13 protein-coding genes are annotated in these 17,067 nt (G+C 68.6%); 2 read left to right on the top strand and 11 right to left on the bottom strand.

Going from position 1 to position 17,067, the window contains the following annotated elements; all coding sequences use genetic code 11:
• Positions 1-93: 93 nt before the first annotated feature.
• On the top strand, positions 94-651 hold the full coding sequence (ppa, locus tag HNO88_RS04460) for an inorganic diphosphatase (RefSeq protein WP_184242883.1): 558 nt from the start codon (positions 94-96) through the stop codon (positions 649-651).
• Between the two features lie 428 nt (positions 652-1,079).
• Here the strand turns inward: ppa and HNO88_RS04465 are convergent, their stop codons facing one another.
• From HNO88_RS04465 to HNO88_RS04505, 9 genes are all read right to left on the bottom strand, one after another.
• Positions 1,080-1,829 (bottom strand): SDR family NAD(P)-dependent oxidoreductase, encoded by a 750-nt coding sequence (locus HNO88_RS04465; RefSeq protein WP_184242884.1) that lies wholly within the window; start codon positions 1,827-1,829, stop codon positions 1,080-1,082.
• Between the two features lie 113 nt (positions 1,830-1,942).
• Positions 1,943-2,410, bottom strand: coding sequence for a GNAT family N-acetyltransferase (locus tag HNO88_RS04470; protein WP_184243087.1), 468 nt, complete (start codon positions 2,408-2,410; stop codon positions 1,943-1,945).
• Positions 2,404-3,327: an RDD family protein gene (locus tag HNO88_RS04475; protein ID WP_246381181.1), complete on the bottom strand. Its 924-nt coding sequence runs from the start codon at positions 3,325-3,327 to the stop codon at positions 2,404-2,406. The genes HNO88_RS04470 and HNO88_RS04475 overlap by 7 nt, the downstream gene beginning before the upstream one ends.
• Positions 3,327-4,379, bottom strand: a complete 1,053-nt coding sequence (locus tag HNO88_RS04480) for a stage II sporulation protein M (RefSeq protein ID WP_184242885.1) — start codon at positions 4,377-4,379, stop codon at positions 3,327-3,329. Before HNO88_RS04480 ends, HNO88_RS04475 begins: the two co-directional genes overlap by 1 nt.
• Positions 4,380-4,527: 148 nt before the next feature.
• Positions 4,528-5,889: a DUF58 domain-containing protein gene (locus HNO88_RS04485; protein ID WP_184242886.1), complete on the bottom strand. Its 1,362-nt coding sequence runs from the start codon at positions 5,887-5,889 to the stop codon at positions 4,528-4,530.
• A 367-nt stretch (positions 5,890-6,256) separates the two neighbouring features.
• The gene (locus HNO88_RS04490) at positions 6,257-7,219 is read right to left on the bottom strand and encodes an AAA family ATPase (RefSeq protein ID WP_184242887.1); all 963 of its coding nucleotides are present in this window, start codon (positions 7,217-7,219) and stop codon (positions 6,257-6,259) included.
• The gene (locus HNO88_RS04495) at positions 7,216-8,520 is read right to left on the bottom strand and encodes a DUF4350 domain-containing protein (protein WP_184242888.1); all 1,305 of its coding nucleotides are present in this window, start codon (positions 8,518-8,520) and stop codon (positions 7,216-7,218) included. The genes HNO88_RS04490 and HNO88_RS04495 overlap by 4 nt, the downstream gene beginning before the upstream one ends.
• Complete coding sequence (locus HNO88_RS04500) at positions 8,517-9,194, bottom strand: hypothetical protein (RefSeq protein ID WP_221419830.1); 678 nt, start codon at positions 9,192-9,194, stop codon at positions 8,517-8,519. The genes HNO88_RS04495 and HNO88_RS04500 overlap by 4 nt, the downstream gene beginning before the upstream one ends.
• A 156-nt stretch (positions 9,195-9,350) precedes the next feature.
• Positions 9,351-10,241 (bottom strand): prephenate dehydratase, encoded by an 891-nt coding sequence (locus tag HNO88_RS04505; protein ID WP_184242889.1) that lies wholly within the window; start codon positions 10,239-10,241, stop codon positions 9,351-9,353.
• 142 nt (positions 10,242-10,383) lie between these two features.
• On the opposite strand from HNO88_RS04505, the gene HNO88_RS04510 reads away from it, so the two are divergent.
• Positions 10,384-11,085 (top strand): c-type cytochrome, encoded by a 702-nt coding sequence (locus HNO88_RS04510; RefSeq protein ID WP_184242890.1) that lies wholly within the window; start codon positions 10,384-10,386, stop codon positions 11,083-11,085.
• A gap of 1,040 nt (positions 11,086-12,125) precedes the next feature.
• Here the strand turns inward: HNO88_RS04510 and HNO88_RS04515 are convergent.
• On the bottom strand, positions 12,126-14,024 hold the full coding sequence (locus tag HNO88_RS04515) for a ribonucleoside-diphosphate reductase subunit alpha (RefSeq protein WP_246381204.1): 1,899 nt from the start codon (positions 14,022-14,024) through the stop codon (positions 12,126-12,128).
• Positions 14,025-14,726: 702 nt separating this feature from the next.
• Entirely contained in the window at positions 14,727-16,928 is a 2,202-nt protein-coding gene (locus HNO88_RS04520) for an acyl-CoA dehydrogenase family protein (RefSeq protein WP_184242892.1), read from the bottom strand.
• Between the last annotated feature and the right edge of the window lie 139 nt (positions 16,929-17,067).

Consider the following 17,067-nt stretch of genomic DNA (forward strand, 5'->3'; position numbering starts at 1 on the left):
CATGAATTCACGTTGCGGCGCAGCATTACGCCCGCTAAGCCGCCCGCACCCAAGTCAACCGCGGCGTAGACGCTGCAGGAGAGAAGGACCGCCATGCGTATCGACATGATTCCCGTTGGAGACAATCCACCTGAAAGTCTGAACGTGATCATCGAGGTTCCGGTCGGCGGCGAGCCGGTTAAGTACGAGTTCGACAAGGCGTCCGGCGCACTGTTCGTGGATCGCATCCTGCACACGCCGATGCGCTACCCCGCCAACTACGGCTTCGTGCCGCACACCCTCTCGCCCGATGGCGATCCGCTCGACGCGCTGGTGATCGCGCGCTCGCCGTTCGTGCCCGGCTCGGTCGTGGCGGCCCGTCCGATCGCGGTGCTGAACCTGGAAGACGAAGCCGGCGGCGACGAGAAACTGGTCTGCGTGCCTGCCGATACCGTCTTCCCCTATTACTCCAACGTGTCCGAGAAGGACGACCTGCCCGGCATCGTCATGGAGCAGATCGAGCACTTCTTCACCCACTACAAGGACCTGGAAAAGAAGAAGTGGGTCCGCGTCGGCGTCTGGGGCGGCCGCGCCGAGGCGCAGCAGATCACGCTCGAGGCGATCGAGCGCTACAAGCAGGCCGGTCCGGCCGGCGATCCCAAGCAGACCTGATTACGGTTGAGACATGCAAAAATGCCGGTGGGGGAGTGCCCTCGCCGGCCTTTTCTGTTGGCCACTTTAGATCCTCCCCTGCAACGGGAGGTGGCAGTCCGCAGGACTGACAGAGGGGTGTCACCCTCGGCGCAGTGCTCCACAAATAGGCTTACACCCCTCCACCACTGGCTACGCTGGCGGCCCCCCTCCCCTTGCAGGGGGAGGATCCGATCATCAGCCCACCACGTGCCTGCGCTCACACGTAATGGCACTTGATGGCTGCTTTGTATCGCCCTCGATCGACCCGACGTCTCTCGTCGTCCCCGCGAAGGCGGGGACCCCGCTTGTTCTTTCTTCCTCACCCTGTGCGGCAAGGAAGCGGGGCCCCCGCCTTCGCGGGGGCGACGGTTGTCAGAGTTCTTGCCACCCCTTCACACGAACTTCCCTCAGCTCACCACGCGCCCACCGTTGACCCCGATGGTCTGCCCGGTGACGTACTGGCTGCGCTCGTCGCAGAGCCATGCGCAGGCGTTGGCGATGTCGTCGGGTTCGCCCATGCGGCGCACCGGGATCGTCTGAAGCAGCACTTCGGTGGGGATCTGGAAGCGGTCGCGGTTCTCCTCGGACATGATCGTGCCCATCACCGAGCCGGGCGGGATGTTGTTCACGGTGATACCGTAAGGTCCGAACTCCTGCGCCATCGAGCGGGTCATGGTGATCACCGCGCCCTTGGACGAGGAATAGCAGATCATGTTGATAGCCCCCGTCTGCCCGCTGGAGGACGAGATGTTGACCACCCGGCCCCAGTTCGCCGCCTTCATGTCGGGCAGGACCAGCTGCGTCATGATCATCGGCCCGCGCACGTTGACGGCGTAGACGAAGTCCCAACGCTCGTCGGTCAGGTCCTCGAACTTGGTGAAGTCGGTGACGCCGGCGTTGTTGACGATGATCGTGACAGGGCCGAGCGCATCGCGGCATTTCTCGATCGCGGCGCTGGCGGAGGCGCGGTTCGACACATCTGCGCCGAGCGCGATGGCGGTGCCGCCTGCATCCTTGATCGCCTGGACCGTGTCGGCACAGCGCGCCTCGTCGAGATCGAGCACGCCGACCGCGACGCCCTCCCTGGCCAGCCGCTTGGCGCAGGCCGCGCCGATTCCGGCTGCCGCGCCGGTGACGATGGCGACTTTGTAGCTCATCTTAGCATCCTCCCGAAGTTTTCGACGCTTTGGCTAGGGCCAAAACGCTTGCGGGTGAAGCCGAAAATTGAACGCCTGTTCAGCGCATCGTGGGGACGTAGCGAGCGTCGTCGTCACAGCACTCGCGTCAGGCACATGCTGAAGTCGTCGGACACGTAGTCGCCGAAAGGCGCGCATTCGACGAAGCCGTTCGCCCGGTAGAGCGCTTGCGCCGCATGGAACGGCTCGGGGCGGCCGGTCTCCAGGCTCACCCGCGCATAGCCGCGTGCGCGCGCTTCGGCGAGGAGGTGGTCGAGGATCGCCCGGCCCACGCCCCGGCCGCGGTACTCCGGCGCCGCGCGCATCGACTTGAGTTCGCCGTGCTGCGCGTCGAGGTGCTTGATCGCGCCGCACCCGGCGAGCGTCTCGCCATCCCAGGCGCTGAAGAATGTCACGTCCGGCTGGCGCAGGCGCCCGGCCGGCATGGCGTGGACGCTTTCCGGCGGGCTCCATCGGTGCATCTCGTCAAGGTGCAGCTGCAGCAGCGCCAGGATTTCAGGTCCCGTGAGGTCATCGCGCACGATCCGCAGAGCAATCACGATGCATCCCCCGCATGCTTGTCCGCCTTGCGCCGCCCCATCCGCATGCCTGCCTCCAGCCGCGCGCGCAATTGGGCGTAGTAGGCCTCCAGGAACGCACGCGAATCCGGCACCCAAGGGTCGCGGCCGATCTTGGCGGCGATGGTCGCTTGCACCGACTCGATCGCGGCATCGCGATCCTCGCGCAGGATGCGCTCCAGCGTCTGCAGCTCGTACTCGCCGTAGACCGCCAGTTCGGCTTCGGTGAACAGGTAGGCGGACGAGGCAGCCGAGGGTACCGCCGGAACGCTCATTGCCGCCTCCAGCTTGCGGCGCGGGGCCTCGACCACCCAGGTTCCGGCGATCACGTCTCCGGCGCGCAAGCGGTCGCGGTTGAAGCAGGGGAACAGCAGGAACATTGCGAACCAGGCGGTCGCGGCGAGCCAGGCGGGCGGGCTCTCCACCCCGGCCGAGGCGATGAAGGCGACCGGCAGGAACAGCTCGATATCGCGCAGCAGGTTGCGGGCGATGACCATCTCGGCGGTGAGCCGCCCGCCATCGCGCGCGGCGATGCGGATGCCGCTCAGCCGCTTGCCCGGCGTCGCGCCGCGCGGCCCCAGCTCGAAGACCAGGAACCAGGCGTAGCGGAGCAGGAAGGTCGCGATCATCCACACGACGATCAGGAACTGCAGCGCCGCGGGCGCCTCGCCGCCGCTGCCGAAACGACCGATCAGCTGGGCGACACCGCCGGCCAGCGAGATCAGCGCAATCGTCACCACCACGAACACGGTGCCCAGGAACACGAAGTCGAGCAGCAAGGCCCCTGCGCGCGCACCGCGACTGGCCACGGTGAGCGGCAGTGCCACGCCTTCGGGCGTGATCAGCATGCGGTCGCGATTGCTGCGCGCCTGGCGCCTGGGCATGGCGGCCGTGCGCGCCATCAGCGGCGTGATCCTGCGTGGCCCGGCGAGCGCCCGGGCGCGAAGGCGAAGAAGTAGGCGCACCACAGCGCCAGCATGAAACCGCCGATCGCGAGCCGGCCGGGGGTGTTGTCGACCAGCTGGCGCGCGAAGCCTTCCAGGATGGCCGCCACCACCAGCATGATGACCACGCCGGCCATGACTTGCGCGGCGCGCCTGCCCGCCTCGGACGCCGCGGCAAGCACGCTACGCTCCCCCGGGAACGCCATCGCGCGCCCGATGTGCAGGCCCGCGCCGCCCGACAGCAGGATGGCGAACAGCTCGGTGGTGCCGTGGACCGAGATCCATGCAGCGAAGTCCAGCGTCAGACCGGCGCCATGGTAGAGCCACAGCATCGCGCCCAGGATCGCGGTGTTCTGCACCAGCAGCAGCAGCGTCGGCACGCCGAACGCGAAGCCCAGCGCAAAGGCGAGGATCGAGACGCCGGCGTTGTTGCTGAACAGGTAGGCGGCGAACGCACCCATTCCATCCTGCTGGCTGTTCCCAAACAGCGTCGCGCGCAAGGCCTCGCGGCTGGCGCCAGGAACGCGCGTGTCGGCGAACTGGCCGGGCACCAGCGCCTGGTACCAATCCGGATCGTGCGCCACGAGCAGCCAGCCGACCAGCACGCCCGCGCACATTACCGCGAAGGCGATCGCGAGGTCCAGGCCGAGGCCGCGCACCGACCGGCTCCAGCCACCGCCCAGAAAGCCGCGCAGCCAGTCGCCCAGCGAGGAGCGCGGTCCGTACACCACGAACCAGGCGCGCTGCACCAGCGCCTCCAGGTAGCCCAGCGTCGCCGCATCGAGCGAGATCGCGCGTGCGATCGAGAGGCTTGAGGCGACGGTGCGGTAGAGCTGCGGCAGGGCGATGAGGTCGGCATCGGGCACGCGGCGCAGGCGGCCCTTCTCCATGGCGGTGACGATTGCGTCCAGGCGGCGCCAGTCCGCCTCGCGCTCGACGCGGAAGCGGTCGGAGCGCAGGAGGGCGCTGACGAGGGGGTCGGGGGTAAGGGGGTCGGAACCGGCTGGCATCACCACATGACCTCGAACTCTGAAATCTCGTCATTCCCGCGAAGGCGGGAATCCATTTCCAGGTGGTTCCTGTTACGCCAGGGCAGGAGATGGATCCCCGCCTTCGCGGGGATGACGAAATTCATTGGTGCAGGGGCGCTGCGCACCATCACCCGATCACCCCCTTGCGCTTGATCGCGAAGTACGCGTCGAGCAGCCGCGTGCCAATCTTGTCCCAGGGCGCCTCGATCACGTCCACCCCCAGCTGGCGCAGGCGCTGCAGCACCCGCGCGCGCTGGCGCAGCAACCCGTCGGCCGAGACAGCGCTTGCCACGGCGGAGAGATCGCCCGGCGTCGCGACCGCAAGTTCCTCCAGCTCGCTGTCGGCCAGTGTCACGAACAGGACGACATGGCGCGCCACCAGCCGCGAGACGCTCTCCACCATCAGTTCCGCCCCGGTGGGATCGGTGAAGTCGGAGAACACCACCACCAGCGAGCGCCGGGTCAGCCGTGCCGACAAGGTGGCCATGGCGAGGGTGAAGTTGGGCTCCTCCGGTCGGTAATCGAGCGCGGCGGCGGCGCGTTGCAGGCGATGGAACTGGGCCGAGCCGGAGACGAACGGGCTCATCGCCTCGGGCCTGGCTGCGAAGCCGTAAAGCGCCACGCGGTCGCCGCCCTTCAGGGCGACATAGGCGGTGGTCAGCGCGGCGCTGGTGGCGCGGTCGATGCGGGCCATGCCGGCGACCGGCTCGCACATCGCCTGGCCGCAGTCGAAGGCGAAGACGATCTGGTTGTTGCGCTCGGTTTCCATCTCCTTGGCATAGAGATGGCGGTGCCGGGCCGATGCCTTCCAGTCGATGCGGCGGCGGTCCATGCCGGGCTGATACTCTGCCAGCGCCTCGAACTGGGTGCCCTCGCCGCGAATGCGCCGGGCGATGAGGCCGAACTGCGCGTCGCGCAGGAAGGTCTGCAGCGCTGGCGAGCGTACGTCGGAGAGATTGGGCCAGACGCGCACCTCCTGGTCGAGCGCTCGCGCGTGCTGGCGCGCGCCCAGGCCCAGCGGCCCGGTCCAGCGCAGCCAGGCAGTGGCGACGCGGCCGGTGCCCCGGCGCGAGGGGGTGAACGGAGCGCGACCGATCATGTCCGCCTGCCCGGCCAGCGGGGCGGAGGCGCGGCCGCCCTCCACCAGCCGCGGGTCACAGGCGAGCGCGGCCTCGGCCTCGCTGCGGCGACCGCCGCGGAAATGGGCGTGGAAGGCGAAGTGGTGCTCGGCGCCGACTTCGGCATCGCCGGGCACGGTGACGGTGAAGCTGTCGAGGCTCCCGGCGAGCAGCGCGTCGACGATGGCGAGCAGCAGCACCAGCAGAGCGAGCGCGACGACCGCCAGCCGTGCGCCTGGAGCGATGGCGGCGACGAGCACCGCCAGCGGTGCCAGAGCAGCGAGGATGGCGACCGTGCGCGCGGTGGGGACGATGGGGCTCAAGCGGCCTTGCACCCAACCTTCGTCATTCCCGCGCAGGCGGGAATCCATCTGCTGACCTTGCCGCCCTCGTCGCGGTCAGTGCGAGGCGCATGTATGCCGTGATCCCTTGCTATGCCCTCACCGTCGCCCGAGCAGATAGCGCAGGAGATGGATTCCCGCCTTCGCGGGAATGACGAGGGTCTAGGGGGAGGTGATGCGGATCGAGGCGGGGAAGAGCACACATGCGAGTATGCTTGCCCCTGGATCTCAGCTCCAAGTCCCGCCTCGAACGCAACCAAGATCCTCCCCCTCAAGAGGGAGGATGGGTGGGGGTTTCCGATGCCAGCGCGGACGCGCCGCCTTCGGCGTCGCTCCCCCACCCCCATCCCCTCCCCGCCGGGGAGGGGGGATTGTATGGCGCGAAAGAAGCGCACCCTCAACGCGGCGCCTCGGTGGCGGCGACCAGCGAGGCGACCAGGTCCTCCACCTGCCGCCCCTCGATCTCGGCCGAGGGGCTCAGCGCCAGCCGATGTCGCAGGCATGCCGCGGCGAGCGCCTTGACATCATCCGGCAGCACGTAGTCGCGCCCTTCCAGCGCCGCCCGCGCCCGCGCCGCGCCGGCCAGCAGTACCGCCGCGCGCGGGGAGGCGCCCAGCGACAAGTCGTTGCTCTCGCGCGTGGCGCGCACCAGCCGCACCACGTAGTCGGCGACCGGCTCCGCCAGCGTGACTTGCGCCACCGCTTCGGTCGCCTCGGCTAGGCGCTCGGGCGTCACCACCGGCACCACGCCAAGCTCGACCGGATCGGGCAGGCCGCGGTTCTCGGCATAGCGGGTGACGATCCGCCGCTCCTCCTCGTGGCTCGGATAGGGCACCGAAAGCTTGAACAGGAAACGGTCGAGCTGCGCCTCGGGGAGCGGGTAGACGCCCTGGCTCTCGATCGGGTTCTGCGTCGCCACCACGGTGAAGTGGGCGGGCAGTTGGTGACGCGTGCCGTCCAGCGTCACCTGTCGCTCCTGCATCGCTTCCAGCAGCGCGGCCTGCGTCTTGGGCGGCGTGCGGTTGATCTCGTCCGCCAGCAGCAGTTCGCGGAAGATCGGCCCGCGCGTCAGGGTGAAGGTGCTGGTCTGGAAGTTGAACAGGTTGGAGCCCAGGATATCGCCCGGCATCAGGTCGGGCGTGAACTGGATTCGCCCATAGTCCAGCCCCAGGCTGGCCGCGAAGCTCTGCGCCAGGAACGTCTTGGCCGTGCCCGGAGGTCCTTCGAGCAGGACGTGCCCGCGCGCCATCAGCGCGATCAGCAGGTGGTCGACGATCTCCGCCTGGCCGACCACCGCCTTGGCGATCTCGCCCCGGATGGCGGCGGCGAGATCGGCCACCTCGTTCAGAGAAACGGTCATTTCGTGAGCGTCCTTTCGAGCGCGTGAAGTTCTGCGGCCGCCTTGACCAGCTCGCGCTCCGAGCGCGCGCGGCCGAGCCTTGCGGCAAGGTTCGAGAAAGCATGATCGCCGCTGCCGGCCGCCCGCGCCGCGCGATCGAGCGCCGCGGTCTCCGTGGCAAGGTCCCCCGTTCGCGGCAGCGCGAAGGCGCGGGCGAGCCGCTGGCGCGCGGCCTCTGCATAAGGCGCGCCCAGCAGGTGCAGCCGGCGCGAGCGCACGATCAGCGCGGCGGCGTTGCTCACCAGCGCGCGCTTGCCGAAAGCGATCGAGCGCGCCGGCGCCAGCGGCGGACCGAAGCGCAGGAAGGCGCGCCAGCCGGTCGCCGCCGCCGCGAGCAGCAGGCACAGCGTCGCGGCCAGGAACGGCGGGGTGAAGGCGAGCGTCAGCAGGTTGGCCTTGCGCTCCAGTCCGTTGAGAGTGAGATCGAAGATGACAGGCGCGTCGGCACCGGCACTTGCCTGCACCAGGGTGGCGGCAAGGCGCGCGCTGGGCAGGCTCGCCATGCCGTAGTTGTCCAGCAAGTCGGGATCGAACACGACGATCAGGGGATAGCGCGCAGACCTGTCATGTGTGGCCCGGTCACGCGGGCGCGAAGCCAGCCCGGCGAGCGAGGGGAACTCGCCGTCGTCACGATAGGCGACATAGATCCGTCCATCGCTGCCGGTCACCAGCGGCACCAGACCTGGCCCTGCGCCGAACATCGTCACGCGCGGATCGGGAAACGCGCCCGAGATGCCACGCGCATACCAGCCGACAGTCTCGCCACGCTTGCCGCGGGCCAGATTGACGGTGAGCTCGTCAAGGAAGCCCGGCCAGTTCGGCGGGCTGGGTCCAACCAGCTGGACCCAGCCCTTGCGTACCGGCAAGTCGCCCCCCGCCGCCGGCACCGAAGCCCACTTGGGCGTGATCACCAGCGTGGGGCCGAAAGGACGATGGCGATCGACCGCCTCGGCGATGTCCTCGCCATTGGCGTCGGCGGGCGGCGTCAGGATCAGCAAGCCCGGCTGCTCGAAGCCGCGATCGGTGCGGCTGCGACGCACCGGATGGCCGCGCGCCTCCAGCAACCGGGCCAGCGCGGCGTAGCCGTTGAGGCCACGCCCTTCGGCATGGGCGCCGCCGTTGTTCGCCTCGCCATCGGCCAGGCCGTTGCCGATCATCCACAGCAGCGCGACGAACACCAGGCAGCCGAACAGCACCAGCGCCAGCGCCGTGCGGCCGGTGAACGGGTTCGCGCCGACCGGCGTGGTCGCGGCTTCGCTCATGCGCGCAAGTCCGCCAGCGCGAACTCGGCATAGGCCGCGCGCGCGGTCTGCCAGTCACCGGCGTCGAGATCGCGCAGGGCGAACAGGCAGCGCTCCACCCGCTCGGCGATGACGGCGAAGGCGGTGCGTGCGCCTTGCGGCAGTTGCGGGAGGCTGGCGATTTCGCGCGCGGTGCTGGCCGGCACCAGCGTGCCGGGCCGCCGCGCGCGGATCTGGCCGACGCTGCGCAAAAGCAGCAAGTGCGCCGCCTCACCGAAGCGGCCTTGCGCCGCGAGCCGGTCGGCATCTTCCAGCAGCGCCAGGGCTTCCTCGCGGCTGGGCGTCCAGGTCTCGTCGGGGCTCGCCCGGCCCCGCCATCGCGCGATCAACGGTCCGAGCAGCCGCCAGGCCAGGAACAGGACCAGCAGCACGGCGAGCACGACCAGCCCCCTCTGGATCCAGGGCCAGGCGACGATCAGCCACTCCGCCAATGGTCCGAACACCGCGCGCAAGGCCTTGCCCAGCCATTCGAGCCAGGCGGGCGTCGCGGGCGGCTTGATCGGGGGCATGGGCGCGAACTGGATGTCGGCAGAGGCGCGCACCGACTCCCAGTCACGCGTTGCCGCCGCATCCGCGCTGTTGGGGCCGCTCCCGCTCACCGGGCGAGTGGTGGCATGGGTGAAGTGGCGGCGCAAGCGGATGCTACGAGGTCCTCCCCTGCAAGGGGAGGGGGACCACCGTAGGTGGTGGAGGGGTGTAACCGCCGGCGGAGTGCTCGACCGAGAGGGTTACACCCCTCCGTCACGCCTTTCAGGCGCGCCACCTCCCCTACAAGAGGAGGAGCCGGGGCCTCAGCCCCGCGCCCGGCCCTGCGGGTAGCTGCCCAGCATGCGCACGTACTTGCAGTGGAACGCCAGCTCCTGCAGCGCGCGGTCGATGCGCGGATCGCCGGGGGCGCCTTCGATGTCGGCATAGAACGTCGTCATCGCGAAGCTGGCGCCGACCTGGTAGCTTTCCAGCTTGGTCATGTTGACGCCGTTGGTCGCGAAACCGCCCAGCGCCTTGTAGAGCGAGGCCGGCTCGTTGTGCACCTCGAAGATGAAGGTCGTCATCGTCGGGCCCGCCAGGCTCGCCGGGTCGAGCGCCTCGCGCGCAAGCACCACGAAGCGGGTCATGTTGTCGGCCGCGTCCTCGACCCGGTCCTCCACGATCTCCAGCCCGTACAGCTCCGCCGCCAGCGCCGGCGCGATCGCCGCCACCGTGGTGTCGCCCTGCTCCTGCACGTAGGCCGCGGCTCCGGCGGTGTCGGGGTAGGACAGCGGCACGATCCCGCGCTTGCGCAGGAAATGGCGCGACTGGCCCAATGCCTGCGAGTGGCTGTAGGCACCGGTGAAAGGCCCCTTGCCAAGCCCCATCAGCGCGTGGCGGATCGCCATGAAGTGCTCGCCCACGATTGTCAGCCCGCTTTCGGGCAGCAGGAAGTGGATGTCAGCGACACGCCCGTTTTGCGAATTCTCGATCGGGATGATCGCGCGGCCGGCGCGGCCGTCCTTCACCGCGTCGAGCGCGTCCTCGAACGCGAAGCAGGGCAGCGGCAGGCAGTTCGGATCGTATTCCAGCGCGGCGCGGTGGCCGTTGCAGCCGGGCGCGCCTTGCAGCGCCAGCACACGGGCCGGATCGGAAGCGGCGGCGGCTTCCATCTGCGCGACGAGCGCGCGGGCGGGTTGCGGGTAGGAATCCATGGTGCCGGGCGCTTAAGCCGCCGTGCCGAGGACCGCAATGGGCTCCGGCACCATGGCGCCGCAATGGCTCTTGCACTCGCTCCCGCGCGACACTAGAGCGCGGAGCCAGTCAGCTGACCAAAATTCTCCCGGGGCACGCTTAATGGAAGATCGCTTCAATACCATCGCCGGCTGGACTTTGTTCGCGGGCGTCGTGGCCTTGGGTCTGAGCAGCCTGAGCTCGCACTACTTCAGCGCCAACAAACCGCACCGCCCGGAGAAGCTGGGCTACGTGATTGAGGGCGTCGAGGAAGAAGGCGGCGAAGGCGCGGCCGAGCAGCCGATCGCGGCGCTGCTGGCGACGGCGGACCCGGCCAAGGGCGAGGCGGTGTTCGCCAAGTGCACCTCGTGCCACACCATCAACGCCGGCGGCGCCAACGGCATCGGCCCCAACCTGCACGGCGTGGTGGGCGAGGCGATCGGCCAGGGCGCCGGCGGCTTCGCGTTCTCCGACGCGCTCAAGACCAAGGGCGGCAACTGGACCTTCGACCTGCTCAACGAGTGGCTGAAGAGCCCCAAGGCCTTCGCGCCGGGCACCAAGATGACCTTCGCCGGCCTGTCCAAGGCCGAAGACCGCGCCAACCTGATCGCGTACCTCAACACGCAAGGGTCGAACCTGCCGCTGCCGGCCGCTCCCGCTGCGGGCGCCGACGTGGCTCCGGCCGGCAAGGGCGCCGAGCCCACGCCCTCGGGCACCCAGGCTGCCGCCGGTGCGCTGGCTGCCAAGCCGCCGAAGCTGGAAGGCGGCGACAAGGCCGTCGGCGGCGCGAACCAGGACGATGCGGGCGATACCAACGTGCCCTGACGGGCGCGCAATCGGCAAATTCGAAGAGGCGGCCGGTGCGAACCGGCCGCCTTTTTCGTGCGCGCCTGTCTTTCACGGTGCGGGTGAGGACAGGCGGGACGACATCCTCCCCTCCACTACCAGCTAAGCTGGGGGTGCCCGCCCCCTTGCAGGGAAAGATTTGCCCTGTCCTCCCCGGCACGGGGAGGGGGACCGCGCGAAGCGTGGTGGAGGGGAGTCTCGGCATCTCCGGGGCTCGCCGGCAAGCTCGGATGAGGACGCGAGTCCCCACCACCCCTCGCTGCGCGAGCGGTCCCCCTCCCCGGTCCGGGGAGGTCAAGGTGCTCTCAGATCCTCCCCTGCAAGGGGAGGTGGCGCGCCTGCAAGGCGTGACGGAGGGGTGTCCCCGCTGGTGGAGTGCGCGACCGAGAGGGTTACACCCCTCCACCACCGCCTGCGGCGGCGGTCCCCTCCCCTTGCAGGGGAGGATCTGAGAGCACAGGTCATCCCCCGCTGGCGAGTGCGGGGTAACGCCACAGATGAAACGTCGGACGTATGCGGTCGGCGCTGCCCTGGCGCGACAGGGTTGGCTCGCAGCTTCCAAGATTGCGAACGTCCGGCGTGGGAAGGCGTAAGCGCCACCGGCTCGGCCCTGATACGCGAAGCGCCGGCGAGACGGGCTCGCAGCTTGCCGCCGGCCTCTCGCGAACGAGAGCAAGGCTTCGCATGGTTGCAGACGCCCGTCGAAAGCGCCGGCCGCAGGTGGTGCGGGCAAGGGCGACAGGCCTGAAAGCCGCTCGTCTGCATCCGACCTGCGAGGCCAAGTAACCTATGTGGTTCTAAATGTCAAGCTCGCAGATCCTCCCCTGCAAGGGGAGGTGGCAGACGCGAAGCGGCTGGCGGAGGGGTGTCACCGCTGCCGGAGTGCTCGACCGAGAGGGTTACACCCCTCCACCACCGCCTGCGGCGGCGGTCCCCCTCCCCTTGCAGGGGAGGATCTAAAACCGCGCAGTCTTTCAGCGCCAGTGCGAGGTGGATGTCTCAACCCCGCCCCGCTCACCTCACTGGCAGGCGAGGCACTCGTCGTAGTCGGTCGTCTCGCCGATCTCGAACTTGGGCGCCTCGGGCGTGTTGTCGGCTTCCACGCCGCCGGCGAAACCGGCGCGCTGCACCGACTTGGAGCGCAGGTAGTAGAGCGACTTGATGCCCTTCTCCCAGGCCTGGAAGTGCAGCATCATCAGGTCCCACTTGTCGACATCGGCGGGAATGTAGAGGTTCAGCGACTGGGCCTGGTCGATGTAGGGCGTGCGGTCGGCCGCGAACTCCAGCAGCCAGCGCTGGTCGATCTCGAAGCTGGTCTTGTAGACCGCCTTTTCCTCCGGGCTGAGGAAGTCGAGGTGCTGCACCGAGCCGCCGTGCTCCAGGATCGAGTTCCACACGTTGGTGGAATCCTTGCTCTTCGAGGCGAGCAGCTTTTCCAGGTACGGGTTCTTCACCACGAAGCTGCCCGAGAGCGTCTTGTGGGTGTAGATGTTGGCCGGGATCGGTTCGATGCAGGCCGAGGTGCCGCCGCAGATGATGCTGATCGAGGCGGTCGGAGCGATCGCCATCTTGCAGCTGAAGCGTTCCATCACGCCCACGTCCGCCGCATCGGGGCAAGGTCCGCGCTCGTTCGCCAGCAGCATCGAGGCCTCGTTGGCCTTCTGGTTGATGTACTGGAACATCTGCATGTTCAGCGCCTTGGCCATCGCGCTTTCGAAGGCGATGCCCTTCTTCTGCAGGTACGAGTGGTAGCCCATCACGCCCATGCCGACCGATCGCTCACGCGCGGCCGAGTACTTGGCACGCGCCATCTCGTCCGGCGCGCGGTCGATGTAGTCCTGCAGCACGTTGTCGAGGAAGCGCAGCACGTCCTCGATCACGTGCTTCTCGCCCTTCCACTCGTCCCAGGTTTCCAGGTTGAGCGAGGAGAGGCAGCACACCGCGGTGCGGTCGTTGCCCAGGTGATCGCGGCCGGTGGGCAGCGTGATCTCCGAGCACAGGTTCGAGGTCGAGACCTTGAGGCCTAGCTCGCGATGGTGGCGCGGCATCATGCGGTTCACCGTGTCGGAGAACACGATGTAGGGCTCGCCAGTGGCGAGGCGCGTCTCGACCAGCTTCTGGAACAGCGCGCGCGCGTCGACCGACCCGCGCACCGAGCCGTCCTTGGGGCTGCGCAGCGCGAACTCGGCGCCGTCGCGGACCGCGGCCATGAACTCGTCGGTCAGCAGCACGCCGTGGTGCAGGTTGAGCGCCTTGCGGTTGAAGTCACCCGAGGGTTTCCGGATCTCGAGGAATTCCTCGATCTCGGGGTGCGAGACGTCGAGGTAGCAGGCGGCCGAACCCCGGCGCAGCGATCCTTGCGAGATCGCGAGGGTCAGCGAATCCATGACGCGCACGAACGGGATGATGCCGCTGGTCTTGCCGTTGAGGCCGACCGGCTCGCCGATGCCGCGCACCGAGCCCCAATAGGTACCGATGCCGCCGCCACGGCTGGCCAACCAGACGTTCTCGTTCCAGGTGGCGACGATGCCTTCCAGGCTGTCGTCGACCGAGTTGAGGTAGCACGAGATCGGCAGGCCACGACCGGTGCCGCCGTTCGACAGCACCGGCGTCGCGGGCATGAACCACAGCTTCGAGATGTAGTCGTAGAGCCGCTGGGCGTGCGCCTGGTCATCGGCATAGGCGTCGGCGACGCGGGCGAACAGGTCCTGGTACTTCTCGCCAGGCAGCAGGTAGCGATCGTCCAGCGTGTCCTTGCCGAACTCGGTCAGCAGCGCATCGCGGGTGTCGTCGGTGACGATCGTGAACCGGCGCGCGTTGATGGTCTTGGAATCGTCCGGCTTTTTAGGAGATGCCGGCTTCACGGACGCCGGTGCTTCGGCGACGAGTTCGGCGGTGGCGGCATCGGTCTTGTCCATGGCGACACCCTTCCTCGTGCTCTCGGCGGGCCTGGGCTCGGCGACACTGGGCTCGTTAGCCTTGGCCGCCGGCTTCTCGGCAAATGTCAGCTCGGTCTGGTCGGCATCCACGGTGTCTATCGGCCCTTCGTTGCCCGTCCTGAAGTCCACGTCGCGTACCCCTTGCTGGCGTTCTCGCCATAATCTGCATTTCGAATCGCGAGAGGCTTAGCGTAGCATCGGCACAAAACAGGAACAACGCTCCTGCTACGCCGACACAAAGGCCGCTGTACCCTCGTTCTCGCCAGGCAAGGTGCCGTTCCCGGCCGCTTGCTTGAATCTAGGTGTTGAGCCCCCCGGATCAACCGCCCACAACCCATAGTGCCCGATTGAGAATCCCGTGCAAGTGTCGCGCCTTGGGGCGGATCGGCGACATCGCCGGGCATGGTAGCGCCGCGACGCGCCGGAAGTCCTTGGCTCGATCGATACGCAAGAGGGAAATGGTCCGCTGAGCCGTTTTCTTTTTCCACATTCCTGAGCGACGAATGGAATCAGGCTTGCGGCGGGTGGAGTGGCCCGATCCCCCCCTGCAAGGGGAGGTGGCGCGCGGCGTCAGCTGCGTGACGGAGGGGTGTCACCGGCATCGTAGTGAGCGATTGAGAGGGTTACACCCCTCCACCACCTGCTGCGCAGGCGGTCCCCCTCCCCTTGCAGGGGAGGATCTCAGGCCCGCGTCCTTGGCAACCCCAGCGCGCGTTCGGCGATCATGGAGCGGTGGATCTCGCTGGTGCCGGCGTAGATCGTGGTGCCATGCGCATGGCGGTAAGCCGTGTTGACGTGGGCCGCCGCGCCATCGCGTTTCGAGAGGGATAGCGGCGCCGTCAGGTCCAGCAGGTCCGAGCCGTCCTCCAAGAACTTCTCGGAGGTGAACACCTTGGCCATCGGGCCGCAGGCGGGCAGGTCCTGCTTCTCCTCGACGCTCCACAGCGAGCGCAGCACCAGCATCTCGCCCACCATGTGGTGCGCGCGCGCCCTGGCCAGGCGGACTTGCGCGGCGGGATCCTCGATCAGCGGCTTGCCGGCGAAGCGGATCTCGCGCGCCAGGTCCTCGGCCATGCGAATCAGGAGCCCGTGCGCCTTGGCGAAGCCGCCGCCGCCGTGCTCCAGCTCCAGCGCCGCGCTCATCGCCCGCACGCCGCCATCGACCGGGCCGATGCGCCAGGTGTCGGGCACTTTCACGTTGTCGTAGAACGTGATGTTGGTGCGCTCGTCCTGGAAGGTGTGGACCGGCTGCACTTCGATCCCGTCGGCCATGAGCGGCACGATGAACATGGTCAGGCCCTTGTGCTTCGCCACGTCCGGGTTCGTCCGGCACAGCATCAGCACGTAGTCGGCCAGGTTGGCGCCGCTGGTGAACATCTTGGTGCCGTCGATCCGCCAGCCATTGCCATCGGGCGTGGCCTTGGTCTGGGCCGAGAAGACGTCGGAGCCCGAGCCCGGCTCGGAATAGCCGAGCGAGCAGACTGCCTCACCGGCAAGGATCCTGGTCAGCACTTCGGCCTTGAGCTCGTCAGTGCCGAACTTGTCGATCATCGCCGCGGCCATCATCGTCGTGCCCCGGGCATGTCCCGACCAGCCGTGCTCCTCCCAGACGTCCGCCGCGGCGTAGCGGGCATAGGGGCTGGCGCCGCGGCCGCCTTGCGCAGGGCTCAGCTCGGGGAACAGCAGGCCCGCTTCGGCCAGCTTCTTGTGCACCGCCGGATGGTGCCCGTCCCACGAGTAATGCGCGTGGGCCTTCAGCTCGGGCGTCAAGGTCTCCTCGAAGAACCGATCGACCTCGGCAGCCAGCGCGCGGGCATCTTCGCCCAGGTCGAAGTCGATCGAAACCGGGCCCACGTCAGGGAGCACCGCCGGTTCGCCCGCGTAGAGGCGGCGGCCCGCTTCCTCCAGCAGGCGCGCGGAATCGCCCCAGACCAGCGCGGTGGCCTTGGCGCGCAAGTTGTAGAGGTGGATGTCGTACTCGGTGGTGAGGCCATAGCCGCCGAACGTGCGCAAGCTCTGGATCGCCGAAGTGCTGGCGACCTTCGCGGCCCACCACAGCGCCAGCGAAATCGCGGCGCCGGCTTGCGGCTCGCCGGTCGCGACCATGTGGACTGCCTTCCAGGCAAAGGCGCGGCCGCCCTCGATCTCGGTGATGAAGTTGGCCAGCGGATGGCTTATCGCCTGGAACGTGCCGATGGGCACGCCGAAAGCCTTGCGCTCGCAAGCATAGGCGGCGGCGAGGCGCACCGCCTCGCGCGCCAGGCCGAGCAGCTGACAGGCGGTGAGAAGCTTCCACTCCTCCAGCGCCGCCGCGAACAGCGCCAGTGCCTCGGGACCGGAGGCGAGCACGGTGCGGGGCGCGCGGCCGAGATCGACTTCGGCGATGCCGTTGGCGGCCAGCGTCTCATCCACGCGGCGGTGGGCGTCGGCGGGTGCCACCATCACCAGATCGTCGCCATGCCGGGCGATGACGAGGTCGGCGCGGTCGCCGCCGTTCAGCCACTGCACCGGCTCCTCGGCCACATCGCGAAAGGCCAGGGTCGCCACCTGCTCGCCCGCGATCACCGCGTCGATGCCCTCGCCGGTGGTGAGCGCGATCAGGCGGGCGGCGAGAATCGCTTCGGCGATCGGCCCCAGCGCAAGCGTGCGGCCGGCTTCCTCCAGCACCAGGGCAGCGTCGAGCGTACCCATGGCGAGGCCTCCCGCCTCCTCGGGCACGCGCATCGCGAAGGTGCCGAGATCTGCGAGACCGGACCAGAGCGCGGGATCGAAGCCCTCCCCTTCCAATGCCTGGCGGACGCGGGACATGCTGCTCTCGCTGTCGAGGAAGCGCGCGAAGCTGTCGCGCAGCATCTGCTGGTCGTCGTTCAAGCCGAAGTTCATCGATCGCCTCTTACCCGCGCCGGCCGTTCGTGGCCTTGTGATGCACAGTGTGTCACGGGCCGGTGCGCCGGGTCAATTCGTCGAACGGCAGCGGGATCGCCCGCCTTGGACTTGGCTCGCCAACGCGCCTGTGCGAGAC

Origin of the sequence: Novosphingobium chloroacetimidivorans (genome assembly GCF_014204535.1) — a bacterium.
In the GTDB taxonomy this organism is placed as follows: Bacteria; Pseudomonadota; Alphaproteobacteria; order Sphingomonadales; family Sphingomonadaceae; genus Novosphingobium; species Novosphingobium chloroacetimidivorans.

Coding starts and splice junctions, on each gene's coding strand:
- HNO88_RS04475 (WP_246381181.1), bottom strand. CDS start 3,327: ATGGCGCGCACGGCCGCCATGCCCAGGCGCCAGGCGCGCAGCAATCGC.
- HNO88_RS04480 (WP_184242885.1), bottom strand. CDS start 4,379: ATGCCAGCCGGTTCCGACCCCCTTACCCCCGACCCCCTCGTCAGCGCC.
- HNO88_RS04505 (WP_184242889.1), bottom strand. CDS start 10,241: ATGGATTCCTACCCGCAACCCGCCCGCGCGCTCGTCGCGCAGATGGAA.
- HNO88_RS04465 (WP_184242884.1), bottom strand. CDS start 1,829: ATGAGCTACAAAGTCGCCATCGTCACCGGCGCGGCAGCCGGAATCGGC.
- HNO88_RS04520 (WP_184242892.1), bottom strand. CDS start 16,928: ATGAACTTCGGCTTGAACGACGACCAGCAGATGCTGCGCGACAGCTTC.
- HNO88_RS04485 (WP_184242886.1), bottom strand. CDS start 5,889: ATGGATTCCCGCCTGCGCGGGAATGACGAAGGTTGGGTGCAAGGCCGC.
- HNO88_RS04490 (WP_184242887.1), bottom strand. CDS start 7,219: ATGACCGTTTCTCTGAACGAGGTGGCCGATCTCGCCGCCGCCATCCGG.
- HNO88_RS04510 (WP_184242890.1), top strand. CDS start 10,384: ATGGAAGATCGCTTCAATACCATCGCCGGCTGGACTTTGTTCGCGGGC.
- HNO88_RS04495 (WP_184242888.1), bottom strand. CDS start 8,520: ATGAGCGAAGCCGCGACCACGCCGGTCGGCGCGAACCCGTTCACCGGC.
- HNO88_RS04515 (WP_246381204.1), bottom strand. CDS start 14,024: ATGGACAAGACCGATGCCGCCACCGCCGAACTCGTCGCCGAAGCACCG.
- ppa (WP_184242883.1), top strand. CDS start 94: ATGCGTATCGACATGATTCCCGTTGGAGACAATCCACCTGAAAGTCTG.